This window comes from Flavobacterium aquidurense (genome assembly GCF_002217195.1).
Lineage (GTDB): Bacteria > Bacteroidota > Bacteroidia > Flavobacteriales > Flavobacteriaceae > Flavobacterium > Flavobacterium frigidimaris.
The window spans coordinates 20,019-44,919 of sequence record NZ_MUGR01000011.1; the positions used below are offsets into that span (position 1 = coordinate 20,019).

A 24,901-nucleotide genomic window follows, 5' to 3' on the forward strand; every position below is an offset into this window, starting at 1 on the left:
TGTTTAATTTCTTTAGAAATTTATTTCCAGTTAAAAGTGATTTTCTTTTCAATTTCGCTGCTTAAACTTAAAAATACCGGACAAGTCATTGCGGCACGTTCCAGAATAGTTTTGTTTTTTTCATCTTCAACACCCTGCATTTCAAAAACAATTTCGATAGCCCCAATTCTTCTTGGTTCAGCATTCATTATTTTCGTTACTTCGGCAGTCGAACCAATAAAATCTACTTTTAGATCGCGTGCTTTGATTCCCATAATTGTCATCATGCAGCTCGCTAAAGCATTAGCAACTGTATCTGTTGGAGAAAATGCTTCTCCTTTTCCGTTATTATCTACTGGTGCATCAGAGATGATTTCGCTTCCTGATTGCACGTGAATTGATTTTGTTCTTAAATCTCCTAAATAGGTTACTTTTGATGTCATTAATTTGCTACTTTTAAAGTTAAGTCGGTATCGTAATATAAAATGTACACTCCTTTATTGGCGTGTCCTCCATCTTCTTTTTTATAAAATTGAAATTTATTATCAACCTGTTCCGTTGTCATTAAATCTGCCGTTTCCTGATATGTTTTTCCTTGTACCAAACGCATCATCGTATCAAAAGTGACATCAAATCCGCGTGTTGCGTAGGTATTTGGATTCACTTTATTTTTCAGCCTGTATTCTTTTTCAAAAACTAAAACTCCTGCTTCATCACTTTCTCGTGTTACAGACGGATACATTAATTTCAGTTTTACTAAATTATCAAAACTAATTTCGTCTGTATCCAGAGTACTGTTTGGTTCTAAAATAACCAATTGTACCTGGCATGTTTTCTGAGAATCGATCAAAGCTTTAATCGTAGTTTTTACCATTGCGGTATTTCCTGTTTCCATTACCACATAATTCATTCTGTTCGGTAATAACAAGCTTTTTAAATTCGCCACATCCAAACCTCCTGTTTCAGTCAAAGCGGCAAAAACAACTCCTTTTTGGTTTTGTTTGATATAGCTAATAACAGATTCTTTCTTTTTATCTACAACGGCAACGATATTTCCATTTTTAGCACGCATATAGTCAAAAATGGCATTTCGAACCACATCATTTCCTGGAATAGTCTGGTATAAATTATCGATTGGGTTCGCTTTATCTTTAGACAATGGTGAAATTACGGGAACATTGTACAAACGTAAAGTATTGGCCGTAGCTTCGGCATTATTTTGATAAAATGGTCCGATAACCGCATTGGCATCCTGCAATTTATTTTGTGAAATCAAAGTCGAAACATTCGATGTTGTTTTCGTTTCCTGAGAATCATAAATTGCCACATCAATTGGTAATTTTAAAGTTCTCGCAGAGTCAATTGCCATCATCGCTCCCGAATAAAAATCAAGAGTCATATTCAGAAATTTATCATTTTTAATACGATTAACAGAACTCATCGTATCATTTTGCATTTTAGCTAAGTTGAACGGCAATAATAAAACTAATTTTTTGCGTTCGTTTTCACCTCTCTTTTTAGTAAGCTCTACGACTTCGGGATTGGCTGAAACTGTTTCAGATTTTACCTTATCCACAATCTGTATACCTCCTCCGGTATTTTCTAACTGTCTTTCGACTGTTTTTTCTACAGGCTGCTGTTGTGCAATTATTGGAGATGGCGCCAGATATCCTGCCGGAACTTTTAGAACCATTCCTTCTTTTACACCTTCAGAAAGTGACGGATTTAACGCCGTCAACTCTTCCTGACTGATATGAAATGTTCTTCCTAAACTGTAAAAAGTCTCTTTTGGTTTTACCTGATACTCCATGTAAGAAGTTGCTTTTTTAGCCGTTTCAGCAGGTTTTACAGTGTTAGTAACCGCAGCAACTGATGCGTCTGTTTTAGGCGCTTTTCCTTTTATCGTTAATCGGTAACCAACTGGCAGATTAGAAACAATTTCAGGATTGCGTTTTTCTAATTCTTCAATGGTAATTCCGTATTGTTTTGCGATCGAAAACTTAGTTTCTTTTGCTACTACATCATGGTAGACATACTTTTCCTGTGCTTTCTCTTTAGCAGGTTTTTCTGTTGCTGCAAGAGATTTTGGTGCTGCTCCTTTTGCAGGAATCACCAGTTTTTGTCCAGTCTGAACTCCGGTTTTCTCCAAAGTAGGATTTGCAGCTTTCAAAGCAGCGTCAGAGATACCGTATTTTTTTTCGATACTGTAAAAAGTCTCTTTTGGCTGTACCTCATGAATAATTTCTTTTGTATTACTGACCGTTTTTGCCACAGCTGTTTCAGATTTAACCGCAGCCGGTTTTGCATTACTGGTTGGAATCAACAAAACTGTATTGGCTGAAATTCCTCTTCTCGCATCTGGATTTAATGCATAAATATCATAAGGCGTAACCTTAAATTTTACAGCAATTTGGTTAATCGTTTCTCCGTTCGCAACCGTATATTTTATGACCTTCTCCTGTGAAAAAGCAGAAAATGTTACAAAAAAGACCAAAAACAATAATGTTGAATAATATTTCATAAATAAGACTTAAAACAATTTAATTTTTAATTCAAAAAAACAAGTTACTAATTTTTCTTCAAAGCAAGATTCCTGCCACTTGTTGATTCTGCAAAGATTATTATCTAAGATCTGTTTCAACCTTAGCAATAATGATCTCTTTATATAACTCATCTTCTTCTTTTTTCTTGCATTTATAAAGCACTTCTTCCATATTTTGGTACTTATCTGAGTAAACAAAGTACGAAAGACTGTTTATATTAAAGAAGAAACTAGCGTTAAAATCACCAGAATCAATGAGTTTCATAATGAGCTTATCTCTTACCGAAGAATCTGTAAATATACCTAAAACTAAGTAATAGCCGTTTGAAACTTCTTTAAGATTATCATAAACTTCAACCTTTACCGTTTTATCGGTTCTGAGCGGATTTTCTTTTAGCTCCTGCTTCATTTCTTCCAATGAAATTGTTTTTGAAGATTCAGCCGGACTCGTTTTGTCTTGTTTTTTAATCGCCTCATCCTGATATTTTTCCAATTTTATCAAGGCCAGTTTGTCATCAAACTTTCGGGCTTCCATACTATAATAAGTAGCTTTACTGATATGTCGCTTTATTTCAATTGTCTTTTGGGTATCCAGCGAATCAATCTTAGCAATCAGAATTTGATTTTTTGTATCCCCTTGTTCCTGTTGCGTTTTGTAACGTTTTATATCTTCTAAAGAAAGACGCTGCTGCAAAGAAGCTACATTGTTGTTCTTTTCGCTTTCGCGGATTTTCTTTTTATACTCCTGATTTTCTTCAACAGCAATTTTTTCTACTTTGTTCATTAAACCTGCATATACTTTTCGGTTTTCAGCCAGTTCTTTCTTCAATTGAGAAGATAATTCACTCGTTTTTTCAATACTTTGATACGATTGTTTCTCTAGTCTTTTTGATTCATTCACATTCAAAATATCCATTCTTTTCAGATCAATTAAGTCATCATTCATCGTGTTGACTAACGAATCTAATTTTGCCATCAAAATATCCTGTACATTTTTATTTGCTTCGAGAACCAGTCGCAGTTTTTCGACAGAATTTTCCCTGGAACCATGCATATCATTCAGATTCACTTTTAAATCATTAATCTTTATAATTTTCTGATTCATTTCTTTCTGGACTACCAATCTGTCTTTCAGATCTTCTAATTCAACTGTTTTAGCTTTTCCTTTTTCAACCACAACTTGTTTTTCAGCAAGCGCCAGCATCAATTCTTCACCTTCATTGGCAGGTTTTACTTCCTTAGTATTGATCGCTAATTTATTGCCAACAATTAGTCCGTTTACAATTTCGGGATTCTGAGATTCCAACTGGTCGATCGAAATGTTGTATTTTTTTGCAATAGAAAACTTTGTCTCTTTGGGTTCTACCACATGAAAAAGGGTTTCCTGATTGATTACGCGCACTCTTCCGTCTAAGGTCTTTCTTTTGTTTGGAACTGAAATTGTCTGACCAATCTGCAATCCGTTTTGAAGCACTTCTTTATTCTGGTTTTCTAAATCCTGAACTGATACATTATATTGTCTGGCAATACTAAATAAGGATTCTTTCGCAGTAACCTGATGTATCGCTTTTGAAGAAGTTACAACTTCTGTTTTGGGAAGATTTACAGCATTTTGCGGAATAATTAACTGCTGACCAATCTGAAGTCCGTTAGCAAGAATAGGATTTGCATTTTGAAGGGCTTCAACCGAAACATTATATTGTTTTGATAAACCAAAAAGGGTTTCTTTTGCTCCAACAACATGAGTAACTTGCTGTTTTGAATTTTCTTTTTCTGCAGAGTAAACAGGAATCCTGATAATTTGATTGTCTTTGATTCCTTTTTGACACTCAGGATTGAGTTTGTAAATTTCATCAATAGAAACCTTATATTTTTGGGCAATAAAATAAGCAGTTTCTCCTTTTTGAATTCTGTGTTCAATAATTAAATCCTGTGCAGTTATCTTATTAAAAGACAAAATAAACACAAGAGAAAGGGTTAAAAGTTCTCTCATAAAAATGGGTAGGTATAAAAAATTAAGGCGTTACAAATGTAACGCCTTAATTTGAAATATAGTATTATTCCCACTCAATTGTTGCCGGTGGTTTTGAACTAATATCATAAACCACTCTGTTTACGCCTTTTACCTTATTGATAATATCATTAGACACTTTCATCAGGAACTCATAAGGCAAATGAACCCAGTCAGCAGTCATTCCGTCAGTTGATTCAACAGCTCTAAGCGCCACTACTTTTTCGTAGGTACGTTCATCGCCCATCACACCAACACTGTTTACCGGAAGCAAGATTGCTCCGGCCTGCCAAACTTTGTCATATAATCCCCATGATTTTAAACCGTCGATAAAAACAGCATCAACATCCTGTAAGATTTGAACTTTCTCAGGAGTAATATCTCCTAAAATTCTGATTGATAATCCTGGTCCCGGGAAAGGGTGTCTTCCTAATAATTCAGGATCTATTCCTAAAGTAGCACCTACTCTTCGAACTTCGTCTTTAAACAACATTCTAAGTGGTTCTACAATTTTTAATTTCATATAATCCGGTAATCCACCAACATTGTGGTGTGATTTGATCGTTGCCGATGGTCCTTTTACAGATACAGATTCGATTACATCAGGATAAATAGTGCCTTGCGCCAGCCATTTTACGTCTTCAATCAAATGGGATTCATCATCAAAAACTTCGATAAATACACGGCCAATAGTTTTACGTTTGGTTTCAGGATCACTGATTCCGGCTAATTCACCAAGAAAACGATCTCCTGCATCTACTCCTTTTACGTTCAATCCCATTCCTTTGTATTGATCTAATACATTTTGGAATTCGTTTTTACGAAGTAAACCGTTATTTACGAAAATACAATATAAGTTTTTACCAATTGCCTGGTGTAATAAAACTGCTGCTACAGTAGAATCTACTCCGCCTGACAATCCTAAAACTACTTTATCATTTCCTAATTTCTCTTTTAATTCTCCCACCATTTCTTCAACGAAAGCATTTGGTGTAAAGTTTTGAGGTACTTCGGCAATGTCTACTAAAAAGTTCTCCAGCATTTTTGATCCATCTGTAGAATGGAAAACTTCCGGGTGATACTGAATAGCATATGTAGTTTCTCCTTCAATTTTATAAGCAGCAAATTCTACATCATGTGTGCTTGCTAATTTTACTGCATTGGTTGGCAAAGCCTTGATACTATCGCTGTGACTCATCCAAACCTGACTGTTTTCTGAAACTCCTTTAAAGAAAACTTCATCTTCTTTAATATAAGATAAGTTCGCTCTACCATATTCTCTGGTATTCGAAGCTGCTACTTCACCGCCGCTAAAATGGGCTAAATATTGTGCTCCGTAACAAACTGCCAACATTGGAAGCTTGCCTCTAATTTGAGATAAATCAGGATGTGGAGCATCTTCTGCACGAACAGAAAATGGGCTTCCTCCTAAAATTACGGCTTTATAAGGTGATAAATCACTAGGAAAGTGATTATAAGGAAAAATTTCGCAGAATATATTTAATTCGCGAACTCTACGCGCAATAAGCTGAGTATATTGCGATCCGAAATCTAAAATAAGTACGTTGTGTTGCATGCGCAAAAATACTTTTTATATTCGAATTTGAAAAATTGGAACAATGAAAANNTTTTCATTGTTCCAATTTTTAGCGACAAAGGTTCAGAGAAACAAAGGTTCAAAGGTTTAAAATCTATGATTTAAGTCTTTTCTTTGTTCCTTTGCCACTTTGAACCTAAAAAGGAAAAATCCAACCTTCAAAAAACATCGTATTTAAGAAAAAACCATACTTATGAAATCCAAATTAATTGCCCTTTCTCTCTTTTTAGCTGCGCTTTTAAGTTCCTGTGATGCTGTTGATGACTTGTTGACCTTTACTATTTCTAATGAAACCTCTATTAAAATAAAAAGCACTATTCCCATTAATTTACCCTTGGAAATTATTACTCCTGATGTCACAACCAATTCTTCAACTGAATTTCAAAACAACAAAACCAAGGCAAGTTTAGTAAAAGATGTAAAAATAAAATCAATTAGATTATCGGTTTCTGATCCGTCAGACAAGACATTTACATTTTTAAAGTCAATTCATTTGTATATCTCAACCAATGATTCTAACGAAATTGAACTGGCTTACCAGGATAATATCAATTCTACTACCAATACAATCGACTTAATTTGTACAGACGCAAGATTAGACCAATATATCAAAGCCGATAAATATAAAATCAGAACAAAAGTTACCTTAAAAGAAACGCTTACCAAAGATGTAACGGTAAAAGCAGACATGAAGTTTAGAGTAACTGCGGATCCTTTCTAAAAAAGGTTCAAAGTTGCAAAATAACAAAGGTTCAAAGATAAATGAAGTGTAAAAAACTTTGTTCCTTTGAACCTTTGTCACTTTGAACCTCAAAAAACCCATTTCTTTTCCTTAAATTTATAAAACCAAACCAAACCAAAGTCCGCTTTTACATCATAACCAGTGTATCTTAAAATATAATCATTAAGAAAGTAAACCATAACCAATGTTTGTACAATCTAATATTAATTTTAAAAATATAATCCATGAGTAAAATAGTTGCAGAACAATTAGTTGACATGTTGGTAGAAGCCGGAGTAAAACGTGTTTACGCAGTTACCGGTGATAGTTTAAATCATTTTAATGATGCTGTAAGAAGAAATGGCAAGATCAAATGGATTCATGTCCGTCATGAAGAAGTAGGCGCTTATGCCGCAGCAGCTGAAGCCGAATTAGACGGATTTGCGGTTTGCGCGGGAAGCTGTGGCCCGGGACACGTTCATTTAATCAATGGTTTGTATGATGCACATCGCTCACACGTTCCCCTTTTGGCCATTGCATCAACTATAAATACGAGCGAAATGGGAATGGATTATTTCCAGGAAACGAACACCATCAAATTGTTTGACGATTGCAGTTATTACAATCAGATGATTATGACTGCTGAACAGGCACCCAGAATTATACAAACTGCCATACAGCATGCTTTAGGAAAAAAAGGTGTTGCCGTTATAGGTTTACCGGGAGACGTTTCTGAATTAAAAGCTGTTGAAAGCAATATCTCTACTCAATATTTTCATTGCAATCCTGTTATCCGACCTTCTGATGCTGAATTACAACATTTAGCAAAAGCGATAAACGAGAGTACTAAAATTACTTTGTTCTGCGGAATTGGTGCCGAAAAAGCACACGATCAGGTAGTTCAGCTATCCCATCATATCAAAGCTCCCGTAGGTTATTCGTTCCGCGGAAAAATGAGCATTCAGCCTAATAATCCTAACGAAATAGGAATGACAGGTTTACTCGGCCAGCCTTCTGCATATCATAGCATGCACGAGTCTCACTTAGTGCTTTTATTAGGAACCGACTTTCCTTATGATAAATTCATGCCTTCAGGCAATAAGATCATTCAGATCGATACCAGTACCGAACGTTTAGGACGAAGAGCCAATCTCTACATGGGATTATGCGGCGATGTAGCCGATACTATTGAAGCTTTATTACCTTTACTGGAAACCAAAACAGACGACAGTTTTTTACAGGCACAGCTTAAATTTTATGCAACTGTAAAAGAAAACATGAACATCTACATTAATGATAATGGCGGAGAAGATACGATTCAGCCCGAATACGTTGCTCACATTATTGATAAATTAGCGACTAAAGATGCCATTTTTACTGTAGACACGGGAATGACTTGTGTTTGGGGAGCTCGTTTTATAAAAGGTACCGGAGAACGCAAAATGCTGGGATCCTTTAATCACGGATCAATGGCCAATGCAATGCCAATGGCTATAGGTGCTGCGCTTTCACATCCTGAAAGGCAGGTTATTGCCATGTGTGGCGATGGTGGTTTATCTATGTTATTAGGTGATTTAGCCACCATTCATCAATATAATATTCCAATAAAAATTATTGTTTTTAATAACCGGGCTTTGGGAATGGTCAAACTTGAGATGGAAGTAAATGGTCTTCCTGATAATGAAACCGACATGGTGAATCCCGACTTTGGGCTGATTGCTCAGGCAATGGGTTTTCAGGGTGTAAATGTGCACAAACCAGAAGAAGTTCAGGGAGCAATCGAAAATGCATTTCTGCATAACGGCCCTGTTTTACTAAACATCTTCACCAATCCAAATGCATTGGCAATGCCGCCAAAAGTAGAATGGGAACAAGTGGCAGGTATGGCAAAATCGATGACGCGATTAATGCTTGGCGGGAAAATGGATGAAGTTCTTGAGACTATTAAATCCAATTATAAACATCTGAAAGAAGGCATTTAAAACTATCTTTGGAGGCGAAAATAAACACGAATTGCACAAATAGTCACAAATTTTAAGAACTGCTTTAGTTTGTGCAATTCGTGTTCATATCATTTAAGCTCAAATAAAAGAAATACAATTTATGGATATCAATACTACTAAATCATATACCAAATATTACATCATTGCATGGGTATTTGGTTTGGTTTTCTATTTTTTAGATTATGTAATACGCTCTGCACCGGCTGTGATGATTCCGGAACTTTCTCACAGTTTTTCCGTAAGTGAAATCAGATTAGTGACTATTATCGGAACCTATTATTATACCTATTCTACCTGCAGTTTAATTGCCGGAATTGCATTGGACCGTTTTGGAGCTAAATATTCGCTCTTTGCGGGAGCACTTATTTTAGGAATTGGCTGTTTATTATTTATGGCTTCAAGTCAGTTTAGCGGAGTAACGGGACGATTATTTCAGGGCGCCGGATGTGCTTTTGCATTTCCCGGCTGTGTTTATCTTGCCAGCAAAGGATTTTCGGCAAAATCTTTGGCCACAGCAATTGGATTCACCCAATGTCTTGGAATGCTTGGAGGCTCAGCAGGACAATTTGTTGTAGGTCCCTTAATAGAAAAAGGAATAGACATTTCTGCCTTTTGGTTGTATATTGGTATTTTTACCATTATCGTAGCTTTTGGACTTTGGTTTATAACTCCGGAAAATAAAGCCGAACAAAAGACAGTACCTGAGCAGAAGAAACAAGGCCTATTAAGTCCTTACAAAGTTGTTTTCAGTAATCCGCAATCGTGGTTGTGTGGTATCGTTTCAGGGTTATTGTTTGCACCAACTACAATCTTTGCCATGACTTGGGCAGTTGACTTTTTTCAGAAAGACCGCGCCCTGGACTTTCATACCGCAACCATTTCGAGTGCCATGGTCGCTTTTGGCTGGGTATTTGGTTGTCCGTTACTGGGATATATTACTGATAAGATAAAAAAACGAAAACCCGTTTTAATATTTGGGGCAGCAATGATGATTCTAAGCTTAGTTCAGCTATTGTATTTTCCTTCTCTGCTTCCTGTAAAAATTAGTATGTTTTTACTAGGCGTTGCCTCAGGAGCTGCGATGATTCCGTATTCGATCATCAAAGAAGCAAATCCTGATAATGTAAAAGGAAGTGCTACAGGAGCTATTAATTTTATAACTTTTGGGGTTACAACACTTTTAAGTCCGTTATTCAGTCATTTATTCGGTAAAACCCTTTCGAGTAATCTAGATAAAACACTTCATTTTCAGCAAGCAGGATTGTTCTGGATCATAGGAATCTCGATTGCTATTCTGGTAAGTTTTATGCTCAAAGAAACAGGCGAAGGAAAAAGTGAACTTGTCACTGCTAAAGAATAAAGTAAGAGACAGAAAGTAGCATTTATTGTATCTAATTAAACACATAGTCCCGATGCTAAAACGTCGGGACTATGTGTTTTTTTTTATGTAAAAAGTAATTGCGGGATTTTGCTATTCTTCTTTGGTAACTACTATCGAAGCTTTAAAACCTGCTGCAAGATTATCCCAATAATCATTGGTTACTAATTGTCCTTTGTCATCATAAACCCTGATTTCAGCAGTATTTCCGCCAAGGGCGCCAATATTCAATGCTTCAAAATCTAATTTATTGAAACCGTTATCCAGCATAATTTTTACTTCTTTAAAATTACTTTCTAAAAATACCTGGTCTTTGATTACTTTATCATTAGAAGATACTTTTACCAAATCACCATCGATTGCACCAAAATCCCTGAGTTTTACAATAAAGAATTTCGATTTTGTTCTAAAATCCCCTAACGAAATATTTCGTCTTACCAATTGCCCACGGCCTTCTTTTAGTCCTGCATCTTTCAGCGCCTTGTCCAGATCTTTTTCCATTTTAGGAACAAATCGATCGCCCGGATTGGCAAATTCAGTTTCTGTAGACATGGTAAATTTGCTTTTCTCTGCTCCTACCTGCAATTGCGATTTGGGCGTAATACTCGTATTATCAAAAACATTTGGCGTCTTAATACTAGGTATGTCCATATTGTCCGCTTGCGGATCTTTAACCTCCGGTATTGGGGTTTTCTTAGGTTTAGCACCAAATTTTGGTGCCGCAATCGGCCTGAATTTAGTACCTAATTCAGTTTGGGCTGATACTGTAACAGCGGTGAAAAATAATATGAAAAATAAAATGTGCTTCATTGAAAAAGTATTATCGAATCGGCTTTTATAATTTTTATAAAAATCAGAGTATAGCTTCACAAAAATAGCATAATTTAGTTTGGCTCTACAACTTTAAGACTATTATAACAATATATTAGGCTAATTTTTGGAATCAAAAAACCTGCCAATTTTCAAATTAAATTCCAATAAAAAATTTCAAACTCCAAAAAATCTACTAAAAAATATTCAAATATTTATTTAAAAACACAGACATCATTTTGATAATTAGCAACTTATTCACTAACTTCAAATTTTAATTTACCATTTATTAAAACTACTCGCAAATGGACTACATTGACTATTATAAAGCATTGGGAATCACGAAATCAGCCACAGAAGCCGAAATCAAAAAAGCATATCGAAAACTTGCGCGAAAATACCATCCTGATCTGAATCCGAATGACAAAGAAGCGGAGAAAAAATTCAAGGAAATAAATGAAGCCAACGAAGTTTTAAGCAACCCTGATAATCGTAAAAAATACGATAAATACGGAAAAGACTGGAAACATGCTGATGAGTTCGAGAAAGCAGGTTACGATCCTAACCAACAGCAATATTCAAGACAGCAGCAAGGCGGGAATCAAAGTTATTCTGATTTTGGAGGAGATTTTGCCGGAGGTGATTTTTCTGATTTCTTTAATTCTATGTACGGTTCTGCAGGAAGAGGTTCAAGAGGTCAGGCAAAGTACAGAGGACAGGATTTTAATGCCGAGTTGCAATTAGATCTCGCAGCTGCCTACACCACGCACAAACAAAACCTGATCGTAAATGGGAAAAATATCCGAATTACAATTCCGGCCGGAGTTGAAAACGGACAAATTATAAAAATTCCTAATCATGGTGCGCCCGGTGCAAACGGAGGACCAAATGGCGATTTATACATTACTTTTTTAATCGATAATAATTCTGATTTTAAACGGGAAGGCAATAATCTGTATGCCGATGTTGATCTCGATTTGTATACTGCCATTTTGGGAGGAGAAATTTATGTGAATACTTTTGATGGAAAAGTAAAAATAAAAGTCGCTCCGGAAACCCAACCCGGAACTAAAGTAAAATTGAAAGGAAAAGGTTTTCCTGTTTACAAGAAAGACAATCAGTTTGGAGATTTATACATTACCTACACCTTAAAAATCCCAACAAATTTATCTGCAAAAGAAAAAGAATTATTCCAGGAATTAGCTAAATTAAGAAATCATGAATAGTAAAGACTTAATTCAAATAAAACAATTTTGTTTGTATCACGAAATTGAAAATACCTTTATAACAGAATTGGATAATTATGGCTTAGTAAAAATTATTATTCTGGAAGAAGACGAATACCTGCAACCCGAACAGCTGCCTACCGTTGAAAAGATGATCCGTTTGCATTATGATCTTAAAATCAATTTAGAAGGGATTGATGTTATCGCGAACTTATTAGACAAAATCGAAGTCCTGCAACAAAACCTTACGTCAACTCAGAATAAACTTCGCCTTTACGAACAGCATCAAATTGAATAAAGAAGATTTTTTTTGCCACTCCCGATAGCTATCGGGATTCACAGATTAAAATGATTTATGCTGTAAGTGTTTTTTCGCCACGAATTACACAAATTAAACGAATTAAAATTGGTGTAATTCGTGGCAAAATTTTTTACACAATAAATAATCCTTAAAATCATTTTAATCTGTGGCAAGAAAATAAAACTTACTCCTCAAAATATCACAAAAAAGAACGTTTTACGAATTGATTTCAATTTAATTTGGTTCTTTATCAGTTGTATATTTTATAAATTGCAGCGAAATTAACTAACCGGAATTTGATTTAAAATCGAAGAAACAAATTCAATAAAATTATAAAAAAATGAAAAGAGAAAACATCTTAACAGGATCACCTTGGGAGGACAAAATGGGATATTGTCGTGCCGTAAGAATTGGCAATATCATCGAAGTCTCAGGAACTGTGGCGATCGTTGATGGTGAAAAAGTAAAAGCTGACAATGCTTATGCTCAGACTTATAATATTCTGGAACGTGTTGAAAAAGTTCTGGAAGATTTGAATGTTGGAATGAAAGATGTAATCAGAACCAGAATTTTTACAACAGATATTACTTCTTTTGAAGAAGTCGCAAGAGCCCACGCTTCATTCTTTAAAGATGTAAAACCTACAACGGGATTTTATGAAATCAGCAAATTAGTTGCACCCGAATATTTAGTTGAAATTGAATTTACAGCTGTCGTACAGGGATAATTTTCTGCCACGAATTTCACGAATTTTCGCGAATTATTTTTTTGCCACAGATTAAAAGAATTAAATAGATTATTTTTGATAACGAATTTAAAAATTTAAAATTCGTGTAAATTGGTGAAATTCTTGGCAAACTTTTTTTAATGACTACAATCCTAAAACAAATACTTCTCTCAGGATTCAAATGGATTTTCATTTGTGTTTTGATTGGTATTTTATCCGGATCTGCTTCGGCATTTTTTCTTGTTGCTCTGGAATGGGTTACACAATATAGAATGCACCACGACTGGATTATCTGGCTTTTGCCTTTTGGAGGATTATTAGTAGGATTGAGTTATTACTATTGGGGAGAATCTGTTGTAAAAGGCAATAATTTATTGCTGGAAGAATACGAAAACCCCAAAGAAGTTATACCGCTTAAAATGGCCCCTTTGGTACTTTTAGGAACTTTACTAACCCATTTATTTGGAGGCTCGGCTGGTCGTGAAGGTACGGCGGTACAAATGGGAGGTGCAATTGCAGATCAATTTACCAGGTTTTTTAATTTAGATCATTCTGAAAGAAAAATTCTAATTATCCTCGGAATCAGTGCGGGTTTTGCATCGGTTTTTGGAACTCCTCTGGCAGGTGCTATTTTCGCTCTGGAAGTTTTGTACTTCAGTAAAATCAATTTTAAAAGTGTCATGCTGTCTTTTCTCGTAGCTTATGCTGCTTACTTCACAGTAGAATTCTGGCAGGTAAAACATACGCATTACAGCATTCCTGCTGTTCCTGAAATTAGCCTGACCACTTTGCTTTATGTTATTATAATTGGGATCCTGTCTGGTCTGGCCGCTTTACTATTCTCCAGAAGCACTCATTTTTGGGGATCTCTTTTTTCTAAAATTAAATACCCTCCTTTACGCCCTTTTATAGGCGGAATTATTCTTGCTATTGCTATTGCAGGTTTTGGGTTTACAAAATTTGCCGGATTAGGTGTTCCGGTAATTGTAGATTCTTTTTCGAACCCTAATCCGTGGTATGATTTTTTACTTAAAATTTTATTCACGGGATTTACTCTGGGAGCAGGGTTCAAAGGCGGAGAAGTAACTCCGTTATTCTTCGTTGGGGCTACTTTAGGAAGTGCTTTGTCTCTGGCAATTCCTTTACCAATTGCTTTTCTGGCCGGTTTAGGGTTTGTTGCGGTCTTTTCCGGCGCGACCCACACTCCTATCGCCTGCACCATCATGGGCATGGAACTTTTTGGAATTCAACCCGGAATTTTCATTGCAATTGCCTGTACAGTTGCTTATTTTTCGTCAGGCCCTGTGGGCATTTATAAATCACAAATTGTAAAAGGAGCTAAGTATAAATTGTATCAGAGATTAAATTCCAATTTTTAAATTCAGATATCTTAAAAAATTCCAAAAAATAAATCCGTTTAAATCTGCATTTTCGCTTTAGCGATCCGTTTCATCTGCGTATAAAATTAAATCCCAAAAAGTAAATTCCTAATTCTAAATCTGGCGTTCACATTTCACAATTCGCATTTCACAATTCACAATTCACCTCTTACAAATCCCAACCAACATAAAAGTGTGTTAATCTGTAAAATGATTTCAACATTACATTAAAAAAATGTAAATTCGCACACTATGAAAATACAAGATATTCAAGCGATACAATTGTTACTCGCAACCCCAAAGAAAATCGCCATAATTCCGCATAGAGGTCCTGACGGTGATGCTATGGGTTCAACCTTAGGTTTATACCATTTTTTATTAAAAAACAATCATCAGCCAACTGTGATTGCTCCTAATGATTTTCCTGATTTCCTAGCCTGGTTACCGGGTTCTGAAACGGTTAAAATCTTTGAAAAAGACACTGAAAACTGTACCAAAATATTAGAAGAAGCTGAGCTGATTTTTACATTAGATTTTAATGCTTTTCATCGTACGGGCGAAATGGAACATACTTTAGCCAGGCTAACGGCTCCGTTTATCATGATCGATCATCATCAGAAACCGGATGATTATGCTGCTTATACCTATTCTGATACTTCTTTTGGATCGACTTGCGAAATGGTGTACAACTTCATTTCTTTCTTAGGAAAAAAAGATGATATTGATAAAACTATTGCTACCTGCATTTATACCGGAATATTGACTGATTCAGGTTCTTTCCGTTTTCCGGGAACTACCGGAAACACACACAGAATCATTGCAGAGTTAATTGATTTGGGAGTTGAAAACACTCAAATTCCAATTTTATTGTTTGATAACAGTTCTTACAGTCGTCTGCAATTATTAGGCCGCGCTTTGCAGAACATGAAAGTGCTGGAAAAACACAAAACATCCTATACATCACTTACTCAGGACGAACTGGATTCATTTGATTATATAAAAGGGGATACTGAAGGCATCGTTAATTACGGACTAAGTATAAAAGGTATCGTTTTTACGGCTATTTTTATCGAAAACAAAGACGAAAAAATCATCAAGATTTCTTTCCGTTCACAAGGCGGATTTGATGTTAATCAATTTGCGAGAGATCACTTTAATGGCGGAGGACATAGTAATGCTGCAGGCGGAAGATCAGATGTTTCGATGGAAGAAACCCTGAAAAAGTTTGAAGATTTAGTAAATAAACTAAAAATATAATCTCATTATGAACTACTTAAAACGAAGCATCTATATCCTGTTTTTTGCTGTTTTATTGGTAAGCTGTAAACAGCACGAAGAAGCGAGACGCCCAATTTCTCAAGCTTCCGGTACTTTTATGAAAAAATCAGCGGATCGAAATAAAAAACTGGTAGCGAATGAAGAGGATGTCATCAAAAAGATCATCCAAAGCAATCCTAAAACAAAATATTACGCTACAAGAAAAGGATACTGGCTGTATTATGACGAACAAAATACGACAGATACGGCAACACCTAAAAAAGGAGATATTGCTTATTTTAATCTGGAGGTAAAAGACATAAACGGTAAAATTATTTACTCTGAAGCAGATCTTGGACCCCAAACCTATTATGTTGACAAACAGGATATCATGATGGGATTGCGTGATGGTATCAAAATGATGCATAAAAATGAAACTGTAACCTTCTTATTTCCCTCGCATATTGCATACGGATATCATGGAGACAACAAAAAAATTGGCACTAATCAGTCTTTAATCTGCACTGTTACACTTCGTAATTTTGTGCCGGACCCAACAGTGAAAACTGCACCTGCAGCAGGTCAGGCCCAGACAACAGCAGCTCCAAAAGCTGTGACTCCAAAAGCTGCAGCTCCAACAAAAAAAGATACAATAAACCCATAAAACAACATCTTAAAAATGAAAAAGAGTATTTTATTATTACTAGCTGTTACCGTTAGCTCATTATATTCTTGTAAGGACGAACACAGCAATTTGCCTGATGGTTTATATGCTGATATCGAAACCAACAAAGGTCATATTATTGTAGAATTAGATTATAAAAAAGCGCCTGTAACGGTTGCTAATTTTGTAACCTTAGCAGAAGGTAAAAACGAGTTTGTAACAAAAGATTACCTGAAAAACAAGCCTTTTTATAACGGATTAAAATTCCACAGAGTTATTGAAGATTTTATGATTCAGACCGGAGATCCTGAAGGAACTGGTTCCGGAGACACAGGATATAAGTTTAAAGACGAAATCACAGATTTAAAATTTGACAAAGCGGGAGTTTTAGCAATGGCCAATAACGGTCCGGGAACTAACAGCAGTCAGTTTTTTATCACCCATGTTGAGACTCCGTGGTTAGAAGGAAAACATACTATTTTTGGTCATGTTGTAGAAAAAGGACAAGAAGTAGTCAATCAGGTAAAACAAGGCGATACTATTGTTGCTGTAACTATTATAAGAAATGGAGAAGCAGCTAAAAAGTTTGATGCCGTAAAAGTATTTCACGATTATTTTTCAGAAATCGCTAAAGAAAAAGGGAAATATGCCGGAGCTCAAAAAGAAAAAGTAGCTTATTTTGCTGCTGTAAAACCAAAAACAACGAAAACAAGTTCAGGTTTAGAATACTTAATTACAGAAAAAGGAACGGGTAAAAAACCGGCTGCAGGAGCTCAATTATACATTAACTATTCAGGTTTCCTTGAAGACGGAACTTTGTTTGATTCTAGTGTTGAAGATGTTAATAAAGCTTTTGGGAAATTTGATGCAGCAAGAGCTGACCAAAAAGGATATCAGCCAATTCCGTTTCAGGCAGGCCGTAAAGATGGTATGATTCCCGGATTTATTGAAGGAATCGAACAACTTTCATTTGGAGATAAAGCCATTCTTTTTATCCCTTCTCATTTGGCTTACGGAGCAACCGGTGCAGGAGGCGTTATTCCGCCTAATGCAAATATTATCTTTGAAATCCAATTATTAGAAAAGCCACAATAATTATATATATAAAGAATACCATAAACGTAAATTCTTAAAATAATGAAGTTTAAATTTTTATTTTTATTTTGCCTGGCAGTAGTAAACCTTCAGGCTCAGACCAAAAAGCCAGCGGCAAAACCAAAGGCTCCGGCAACTAAAACAGTCGCAAAAGCAGCACCTGCAACAAATCCTAACGACGGTATTTTTGCCACTATATCAACTACAAAAGGTGATATCGTTTTGTCTTTAGAATATATAAAAACGCCTGTAACAGTGGCTAATTTTATCTCTTTGGCAGAAGGAAACAATCCTAATGTAAAGGTGGAAAGACTGAAAGGAAAACCTTTTTACGACGGATTAAAATTTCACAGAGTAATCAATGACTTTATGATTCAGGGTGGAGATCCGGACGGAAATGGTTCCGGAGGTCCGGGATTTGCATTTAAAGATGAATTTGTAGAAGAATTGAAATTTGAAAAAGGCGGTGTTCTGGCAATGGCAAATTCAGGCCCGGCTACAAACGGAAGCCAATTTTTTATCACGCATAAGGAAACACCGTGGTTAAACGGAAAACATACTATTTTTGGCCACGTAGTTTCAGGAATGGACAATGTAAACAAAATTGTTCAGGATGATATCATGACAAAAATTACCATTACCAGAAAAGGTGAAGCTGCTAAAAAATTCAATGCAGTAAAAGTTTTGGCTGACGATGTAAAAAAACAAGAAGCTAAAAAAGCCGAATCTAAAAAAGTAATAGCTGATAAAGCCGCTTATTTTGCCGCTACAAAAGCAAAAGCTACCACAACAGCCTCTGGTCTAAAATATGTCGTTACTAAAAAAGGAACGGGCATAAAAGGAGCTGAAGGGTCGAATATTTACTTTCACTATGCAGGATATTTTGAGAATGGAGATCTTTTCGACAGCAGCATGGCAACCGTAGCAAAAGCATACGGGAAATACGATGCGAATCGTGATGCGCAAAAAGGATATCAGTCTTTCCCTTTTGCAGTAGGTAAAAAAGACGGAATGATTCCCGGTTTTATTGAAGCATTAGACATGATGACTGATGGAGAAAAAGCAATATTCTTTCTTCCTTCAAATTTAGCATATGGAGAAAAAGGTGCCGGAGGAGTGATTCCGCCAAATGCAACTTTGATTTTTGAAATCGAAACATACAAAGATCAGCCTGTCACAAAATAAGTTTTATCTTATAGCACATATTCAAACCCATCAAAATTTAGATTTTGATGGGTTTTTTATTTTTCTTTAAACCTGTCAAATTCATAATTATACAGTAGAAATCGACCCTTAAAATGAACTCATAATAATGTTTATACTCCTATTCTATTAAATCCTAAACAAAATAACTTACCTTTGCCGGCTTTAATTTTTTAATCAAACAAAGTAAGATGTCACAAAACAATGTATTAAAAGGAGTGTTTTTAGTCGCAATAGGCGCTACAACTTACGGAATGTTAGCCACTTTTGTAAAAATGGCTTATACAGAAGGATACACTACTGCCGAAGTAACTACATCTCAATTTATATTAGGAATCATTGGTATTTTAATAATCAATGCTTTCCAGAAAATCAAACACAAAGACAAGGTTGTAAAAGCAACCAAGAAAAATATTTTCAGCTTAATGCTTGCAGGCACATCATTAGGAATGACAAGTTTGTTTTATTATTTAGCAGTAAAATACATTCCCGTTTCTATTGGTATCGTTTTATTAATGCAAACTGTCTGGATGGGCGTATTACTTGAGATGATCTTAGAAAAGAAATTACCTTCGAAACAAAAAGTAATTGCTGTACTTATAGTGCTTATTGGTACTGTTTTAGCAACTAATATTATCCATAACGACGTAGAGCTGGATTGGCGTGGCCTTGCGTGGGGAGCTCTGGCTGCCGCATCTTTTACTACAACTATGTTTACGGCAAATAGTGTTGCTACTGAAATTTCGTCAGCCCAAAGAAGTTTATACATGCTTTTAGGAGGATCGATAATAGTGTTTTCATTTGCAATAGCAACTCAGGTTACTCCTTTTAATTTTGAGATTTTCATGAAATGGGGAATTATCCTTGCCTTATTCGGAACTATTATTCCGCCAATGTTAATGACTGCAGGTTTCCCGTTAACCGGAATTGGATTAGGAAGTATCGTTTCTGCCCTTGAACTTCCTGTTTCTGTAATGATGGCTTATGTATTATTAGATGAAAAAGTAATTCTTTCTCAATGGATTGGAATCGTCTTAATTATTCTTGCAATCATTATTATGAATGTAAATTTCAAACGTAAAAATTAACTTATTTTATGTGTTATTAAAAAAAAGCCACTTGTAATGTAATAATTGTTAATTTTTTTATAAATTCGTGATAAACAATTTAATATCATGAATTTACCCTGGCATTTATACCTCATGGCTTTGCTTTATATTATTGCCGGATTAAATCATTTTAGAAACCCTGGAATGTACATTAAAATCATTCCTCCCTTTTTTTCAAACCCCAAATTAATAAATATTTTAAGTGGAGGTGCCGAGTTTATATTGGGCATTCTCTTAATTGTTCCCTTAACTATGCATTTTGCTGCATGGGGAATTATAGCGTTGTTAATTGCTGTATTTCCTGCCAATCTTTTCATGTATCAAAATAAAAAAGCAGGTTTTGGTTTACCAAAGTGGATTTTATTTGTACGTTTGCCCCTACAGATCGTTTTGATTTTTTGGGCATACCAATATACCCTTTAACAATCAACTATTAATTAAAATTATTTTATTATGAAAAAATTATTTGCGGAGTTTTTTGGAACTTATTGGCTAGTTTTTGGAGGTTGTGGAAGCGCACTTTTTGCTGCCGGGATTCCTAACTTAGGAATTGGATTTGCGGGTGTTGCGCTGGCTTTTGGTTTAACTGTTTTGACAATGGCTTACGCTGTTGGACACATTTCAGGCGGACATTTTAATCCTGCTGTATCATTTGGTTTATGGGCCGGCGGAAGATTTCCGGCAAAAGATCTGCTGCCTTATATTATTTCACAATGTATTGGCGCACTTGCAGCCGCAGGAACGTTGTTTATTATCTGGACCGGTAAAGCAGGAAATGCGATAAACAACACACAAGCGGGAGCTTTTGCCTCAAACGGGTACGGAGCTTTCTCTCCTGACGGATATTCTTTATCATCTGCCTTCATCGCTGAATTTGTACTGACCTTATTTTTCTTATTAGTAATTCTGGGAGCCACAGATAAGTTTGCAAATGGCAAATTTGCCGGCGTTGCAATTGGTTTGGCATTAACTCTAATTCACTTAATCAGTATTCCAATTACAAATACATCCGTAAACCCTGCAAGATCTTTATCTCAGGCTATTTTTACAGGCGGAGAACCGTTATCTCAAGTTTGGTTGTTCTGGGTTGCACCGATATTAGGCGCACTTGTAGCCGGATTCATTTACAAAACATTGTTACAAAATCACGACGCAGCTTAATCAGTTCAATTTCAACTTAAAAAACAATCATATGTCATTTTTATATTTTTTACTTATAGGAGCAATTTCCGGATGGCTTGCCGGGCAGATCTGGAAAGGCGCAGGTTTTGGATTATTGGGTAATATTATCGTCGGAATCGTTGGCGGAATTATTGGTGGATGGATCGCCGGTAATCTTGGTATCGGAGGCGGTGGCCTGCTTTGGCAAATTTTAGTTGCCGTTGGAGGTGCGTGGGTTCTGTTATTCTTAATAAGCCTCATTAAAAAAGCATAATTTACTTCATAATTTACATTTTAAAGAGAAAATCAAATATATTTATATTCGGTTTTCTCTTTTTTATATGCCTGTAACTCATCAATAATCAACTTCATAACAAACAGATTAAAAATTTATCAATCTAAATTCTCAGTTTTATGAATGATATTATAGCCTATTTTAGCACCATTTCGTCTGCTCATAGAAGTTTAATTCTGGTGGGCGGAATCACTGTTTTTTGGTTAATAGAAAACACTTTTCCGTTGTTTCGAATGAAATACCAAAAGTGGCAGCACGCCGGAATCAATTTCTTTTTGACTTTTACCACAATTGTCGTCAATTTTGTTCTCGCCTTTATCTTAATTAAAACCGCAAACTGGACTACCATAAATCATTTTGGAATTCTAAATTGGCTTCCCCAAATACCAATTTGGCTTTACACCATCATCGGATTACTCCTATTAGATTTTATTGGCGCCTATTTAGCCCATTTTGTACAGCACAAAATAAAATTTTTATGGCGTTTTCATATCATACATCATACAGATACCTGGATCGATACCACAACGGCGAATAGACATCATCCCGGCGAAAGTATCATTCGGTTTATATTTACAACCCTGGGCGTCTTAATTGTAGGAAGCCCCATGTGGATGGTTTTCCTGTACCAAAGTTTATCCGTGATTTTTTCACAATTCAACCATGCGAATATTTCTTTGCCAGGTAAAGTAGATGTTTTCCTAAGTTATTTTATTATTTCGCCCAACATGCATAAAGTGCATCATCATTATGTATTACCGTATACTGATAGTAACTATGGAAATATTTTTTCAGTCTGGGACCGTCTTTTCAGCACTTTTACCACCCTGCCAAAAGAAGAAATAATTTATGGAGTAGATACTCATATGGCACCGGAAGAAAACAACAAATTGAAAAATTTACTGCAAATACCGTTTCAAAAATCGAGATCTGCAAAAAACAGTTAAAATCATTAAAAAAAAACTCCCACATCGAACCAAGTAATTATTTTTTTTATTAATATTGATACTTAAATTGAAAATCAATCTATTAATCATTAACCCCTATTTTGAATTAATTTTCACGTGATGAAAAAGAGTAACCGCAAAGAATTGAATTGGGAGCAAACCGAAAAACTTGTTTCGTTAGCCTTAGAAGAAAAAAATCCATTTGAGATCATAAAAAAGGAATTTGGATTGGCAGAAAAAGAAGTTCTGGAAATCATGAAAAAGAAAATGCCACTTGAAAAATTTGAGATGTGGAAAAAGAAGGCAATTGCAAATAAACCAAAACCGAAACCCGTTAAAATAGATGATTTTGATGAAGATTTGGATGGTAAATATTATATAAAAAACAAGCTAGACTAAAACAGAACTCCTGAAATTCAGGAGTTTTTTTTATATTTTTAATGTCAATGTAACTTTTTCAGACTTTACAAGTCAAATACAAATAACTAAACACAAATAAATGAAAAAAATACTTTACACCCTAGCTCTGGCTGTTACGCTCTGGAGTTGCAAAACAGGAAACTCATCCGGCGCTGCAAAAAGCAATGTTGTAGAGGTGAATATTAATCTTATTGACGTAAAAGACGATAGGGTTTTAGTGACTGTGACACCTCCACAGATCAAAACTGACGAAATAATTTACAGTATTCCAAAAACAGTTCCGGGCACTTACTCTACAGATAACTACGGTAAAAATTCAGATGATTTCAAAGCTTTTGATGCTAAAGGAAATCCATTAACCGTAAAACGAATTGATGATAATTCATGGTCTATTTCTAATGCAAAAGCATTAAAAAAAATCACTTACCTCGTTGCCGATACTTTTGATACTGAAAAAGGAACAGGATTTGGTAATGACGATATTTTTTCACCAGCCGGAACCAACATCAATGCAGGAGTTAACTTCATGATCAACACCCATGGTTTTGTAGGTTATTTTCAGGATAAATTAAATATTCCGTATAAAGTTACCATTACACATCCTGATACACTTTGGGGAGCAACCTCAATGACAGACGAAGACGCGAGCAATACAAGCGACGTTTTTACAACATCGCGTTATGCTGTTCTGGTCGAAAACCCAATCATGTATTCTAAACCGGATTATACGACTTTTAACGTAAACGGAATGGATATCCTGATCGCTGTTTACTCTCCTACCGGAAAATTTACTGCCGAAAGTATTACTCCGGAAATGAAAACGATAATGACGGCGCAAAAAAACTTTTTAGGTAAAGTAAATGCCACCAAAAAATATACGGTTTTATTGTATTTGTCCAGTATGGCCAAAGATGATGCCCATGGTTTCGGAGCTCTTGAACACCCAACTGCAACTACAGTTGTTTTACCGGAATCTATGCCAAAAGAAAAATTGGTAGAATCTATGAAAGATGTGGTTTCGCATGAGTTTTTTCATATTGTAACGCCGCTTACTGTTCACTCAAAAGAGATTCAGTATTTTGATTATAATGCACCAAAAATGTCTGAGCATTTATGGATGTATGAAGGTGTCACAGAATATTTTGCCAATCTTTTCCAAATCAATCAGGGACTAATTGCCGAAAATGAATTCTATACTCGTATTGCCGAAAAAATCGAAGAAGCAAAAGCACTAAACGATACGATGTCCTTTACTAAAATGAGTGCCAATGTATTGGTACAGCCTTATAAAGACCAATACTTAAATGTATACCAAAAAGGAGCTTTAATTGGTATGTGTATTGACATTATCATCAGAGAAAAAAGCAATGGCGAAAGAGGAATTCTGGATCTGATGCATAAATTAGCAAACGAATATGGTGTTGAAAAACCATTTAATGACAATGAACTTTTTGCTAAAATCACCGAATTGACTTATCCTGAAGTTGGAGAATTCTTAAATAAATACGTGGCAGGAACAACGCCAATTCCTTATGATTTCTATTTGGCAAAAGTAGGCGTAACCAAAGCTTCTGAAAAAGTCCCTGCATCCATTTTCATCAAAGGACAAACTCCTTATATTGGTATTGATCCGGCAACTAAAATCATAAGCGTTCGTCCTGATGTTGATCTCAATATATTCTTTACGAACTTAAAACTTAAAGCCGGAGATGTAATCACTGCTGTAAATGGTAAAACATACAACTTAGAAAACATTTATGACCTGATTTCAGAAAGTGAAATATGGAAAGAAAATGATCCAATTACTATTAAGATAAAACGTGATGGTAAAGAGCAGACTATAAAAGGAACTGTGAAAGTACCGTTTGAAGAAAAAGAAACTTTTAAAGCAACAGACACTTCAAAAGAAAAACTTAAAAACGCATGGTTAAAAGGATAATTTCTTTTTATCATAACACAAAAAAAACCGACAAGTGATTGTCGGTTTTTTTTATGTTAGTGTGTGAGATTGGGCAAAGTCGAAGTCCCGCACAGTGATTCAGCAGATGAGACTTATTCTTTACTCAGTCTGACAAT

23 protein-coding genes are annotated in these 24,901 nt (G+C 35.5%); 18 read left to right on the forward strand and 5 right to left on the reverse strand.

Features of this window, described 5'->3' with window-relative positions:
* Positions 1 to 20 precede the first annotated feature (20 nt).
* The 4 genes from B0A67_RS06665 to guaA all read right to left on the reverse strand — a co-directional run bounded on the left by B0A67_RS06665 (position 21) and on the right by guaA (position 6,108).
* Positions 21 to 422, reverse strand: coding sequence for an OsmC family protein (locus tag B0A67_RS06665; RefSeq protein WP_072956196.1), 402 nt, complete (start codon positions 420 to 422; stop codon positions 21 to 23).
* Positions 422 to 2,500, reverse strand: coding sequence for a LysM peptidoglycan-binding domain-containing protein (locus B0A67_RS06670; protein ID WP_072956199.1), 2,079 nt, complete (start codon positions 2,498 to 2,500; stop codon positions 422 to 424). The genes B0A67_RS06665 and B0A67_RS06670 overlap by 1 nt, the downstream gene beginning before the upstream one ends.
* Before the next feature lie 100 nt (positions 2,501 to 2,600).
* Entirely contained in the window at positions 2,601 to 4,514 is a 1,914-nt protein-coding gene (locus B0A67_RS06675; protein ID WP_072956202.1) for a lytic transglycosylase, read from the reverse strand.
* Positions 4,515 to 4,578: 64 nt separating this feature from the next.
* Positions 4,579 to 6,108: a glutamine-hydrolyzing GMP synthase gene (guaA, locus tag B0A67_RS06680; RefSeq protein ID WP_072956205.1), complete on the reverse strand. Its 1,530-nt coding sequence runs from the start codon at positions 6,106 to 6,108 to the stop codon at positions 4,579 to 4,581.
* 214 nt (positions 6,109 to 6,322) lie between these two features.
* Here guaA and B0A67_RS06685 point away from each other — a divergent pair, with 214 nt between their 5' ends.
* The 3 genes from B0A67_RS06685 to B0A67_RS06695 all read left to right on the forward strand — a co-directional run bounded on the left by B0A67_RS06685 (position 6,323) and on the right by B0A67_RS06695 (position 10,213).
* On the forward strand, positions 6,323 to 6,850 hold the full coding sequence (locus tag B0A67_RS06685) for a hypothetical protein (protein ID WP_072956208.1): 528 nt from the start codon (positions 6,323 to 6,325) through the stop codon (positions 6,848 to 6,850).
* A gap of 245 nt (positions 6,851 to 7,095) precedes the next feature.
* Complete coding sequence (locus tag B0A67_RS06690) at positions 7,096 to 8,832, forward strand: thiamine pyrophosphate-dependent enzyme (protein WP_072956212.1); 1,737 nt, start codon at positions 7,096 to 7,098, stop codon at positions 8,830 to 8,832.
* A 121-nt stretch (positions 8,833 to 8,953) separates the two neighbouring features.
* Positions 8,954 to 10,213, forward strand: a complete 1,260-nt coding sequence (locus B0A67_RS06695; RefSeq protein WP_072956215.1) for an MFS transporter — start codon at positions 8,954 to 8,956, stop codon at positions 10,211 to 10,213.
* Positions 10,214 to 10,324: 111 nt separating this feature from the next.
* On the opposite strand, the gene B0A67_RS06700 is transcribed toward B0A67_RS06695, so the two are convergent.
* The gene (locus B0A67_RS06700) at positions 10,325 to 11,041 is read right to left on the reverse strand and encodes a hypothetical protein (RefSeq protein ID WP_072956218.1); all 717 of its coding nucleotides are present in this window, start codon (positions 11,039 to 11,041) and stop codon (positions 10,325 to 10,327) included.
* Between the two features lie 305 nt (positions 11,042 to 11,346).
* Between B0A67_RS06700 and B0A67_RS06705 the strand changes: the two genes are divergently transcribed.
* From B0A67_RS06705 to B0A67_RS06775, 15 genes are all read left to right on the forward strand, one after another.
* Entirely contained in the window at positions 11,347 to 12,267 is a 921-nt protein-coding gene (locus B0A67_RS06705; RefSeq protein ID WP_072956221.1) for a DnaJ C-terminal domain-containing protein, read from the forward strand.
* A complete protein-coding gene (locus B0A67_RS06710; protein ID WP_084074477.1) occupies positions 12,260 to 12,565 on the forward strand; it encodes a chaperone modulator CbpM in 306 nt (101 codons plus the stop codon). Before B0A67_RS06705 ends, B0A67_RS06710 begins: the two co-directional genes overlap by 8 nt.
* A gap of 343 nt (positions 12,566 to 12,908) precedes the next feature.
* Positions 12,909 to 13,295 (forward strand): RidA family protein, encoded by a 387-nt coding sequence (locus tag B0A67_RS06715; RefSeq protein WP_072956227.1) that lies wholly within the window; start codon positions 12,909 to 12,911, stop codon positions 13,293 to 13,295.
* A 140-nt stretch (positions 13,296 to 13,435) separates the two neighbouring features.
* Positions 13,436 to 14,674: a voltage-gated chloride channel family protein gene (locus B0A67_RS06720; protein WP_072956230.1), complete on the forward strand. Its 1,239-nt coding sequence runs from the start codon at positions 13,436 to 13,438 to the stop codon at positions 14,672 to 14,674.
* 252 nt (positions 14,675 to 14,926) lie between these two features.
* Complete coding sequence (locus B0A67_RS06725) at positions 14,927 to 15,931, forward strand: DHH family phosphoesterase (RefSeq protein WP_072956233.1); 1,005 nt, start codon at positions 14,927 to 14,929, stop codon at positions 15,929 to 15,931.
* A gap of 7 nt (positions 15,932 to 15,938) precedes the next feature.
* Positions 15,939 to 16,595, forward strand: coding sequence for a gliding motility-associated peptidyl-prolyl isomerase GldI (gene gldI / locus B0A67_RS06730; RefSeq protein ID WP_072956236.1), 657 nt, complete (start codon positions 15,939 to 15,941; stop codon positions 16,593 to 16,595).
* Positions 16,596 to 16,610: 15 nt separating this feature from the next.
* Positions 16,611 to 17,690, forward strand: coding sequence for a peptidylprolyl isomerase (locus tag B0A67_RS06735; protein WP_072956239.1), 1,080 nt, complete (start codon positions 16,611 to 16,613; stop codon positions 17,688 to 17,690).
* A 42-nt stretch (positions 17,691 to 17,732) separates the two neighbouring features.
* A complete protein-coding gene (locus B0A67_RS06740; RefSeq protein ID WP_072956242.1) occupies positions 17,733 to 18,875 on the forward strand; it encodes a peptidylprolyl isomerase in 1,143 nt (380 codons plus the stop codon).
* Between the two features lie 209 nt (positions 18,876 to 19,084).
* A complete protein-coding gene (locus B0A67_RS06745) occupies positions 19,085 to 19,981 on the forward strand; it encodes an EamA family transporter (RefSeq protein ID WP_072956246.1) in 897 nt (298 codons plus the stop codon).
* Positions 19,982 to 20,068: 87 nt separating this feature from the next.
* Entirely contained in the window at positions 20,069 to 20,425 is a 357-nt protein-coding gene (locus B0A67_RS06750) for a DoxX family protein (protein ID WP_072956249.1), read from the forward strand.
* Between the two features lie 30 nt (positions 20,426 to 20,455).
* The gene (gene aqpZ, locus B0A67_RS06755; protein ID WP_072956252.1) at positions 20,456 to 21,163 is read left to right on the forward strand and encodes an aquaporin Z; all 708 of its coding nucleotides are present in this window, start codon (positions 20,456 to 20,458) and stop codon (positions 21,161 to 21,163) included.
* Between the two features lie 31 nt (positions 21,164 to 21,194).
* Complete coding sequence (locus B0A67_RS06760; protein ID WP_072956255.1) at positions 21,195 to 21,437, forward strand: GlsB/YeaQ/YmgE family stress response membrane protein; 243 nt, start codon at positions 21,195 to 21,197, stop codon at positions 21,435 to 21,437.
* A gap of 140 nt (positions 21,438 to 21,577) precedes the next feature.
* Positions 21,578 to 22,405 (forward strand): sterol desaturase family protein, encoded by an 828-nt coding sequence (locus tag B0A67_RS06765; RefSeq protein WP_072956258.1) that lies wholly within the window; start codon positions 21,578 to 21,580, stop codon positions 22,403 to 22,405.
* 120 nt (positions 22,406 to 22,525) lie between these two features.
* Positions 22,526 to 22,804 (forward strand): DUF2805 domain-containing protein, encoded by a 279-nt coding sequence (locus B0A67_RS06770; RefSeq protein ID WP_055098339.1) that lies wholly within the window; start codon positions 22,526 to 22,528, stop codon positions 22,802 to 22,804.
* A gap of 100 nt (positions 22,805 to 22,904) precedes the next feature.
* Positions 22,905 to 24,764 (forward strand): M61 family metallopeptidase, encoded by a 1,860-nt coding sequence (locus tag B0A67_RS06775; RefSeq protein WP_072956261.1) that lies wholly within the window; start codon positions 22,905 to 22,907, stop codon positions 24,762 to 24,764.
* The last annotated feature ends 137 nt before the right edge of the window (positions 24,765 to 24,901 follow it).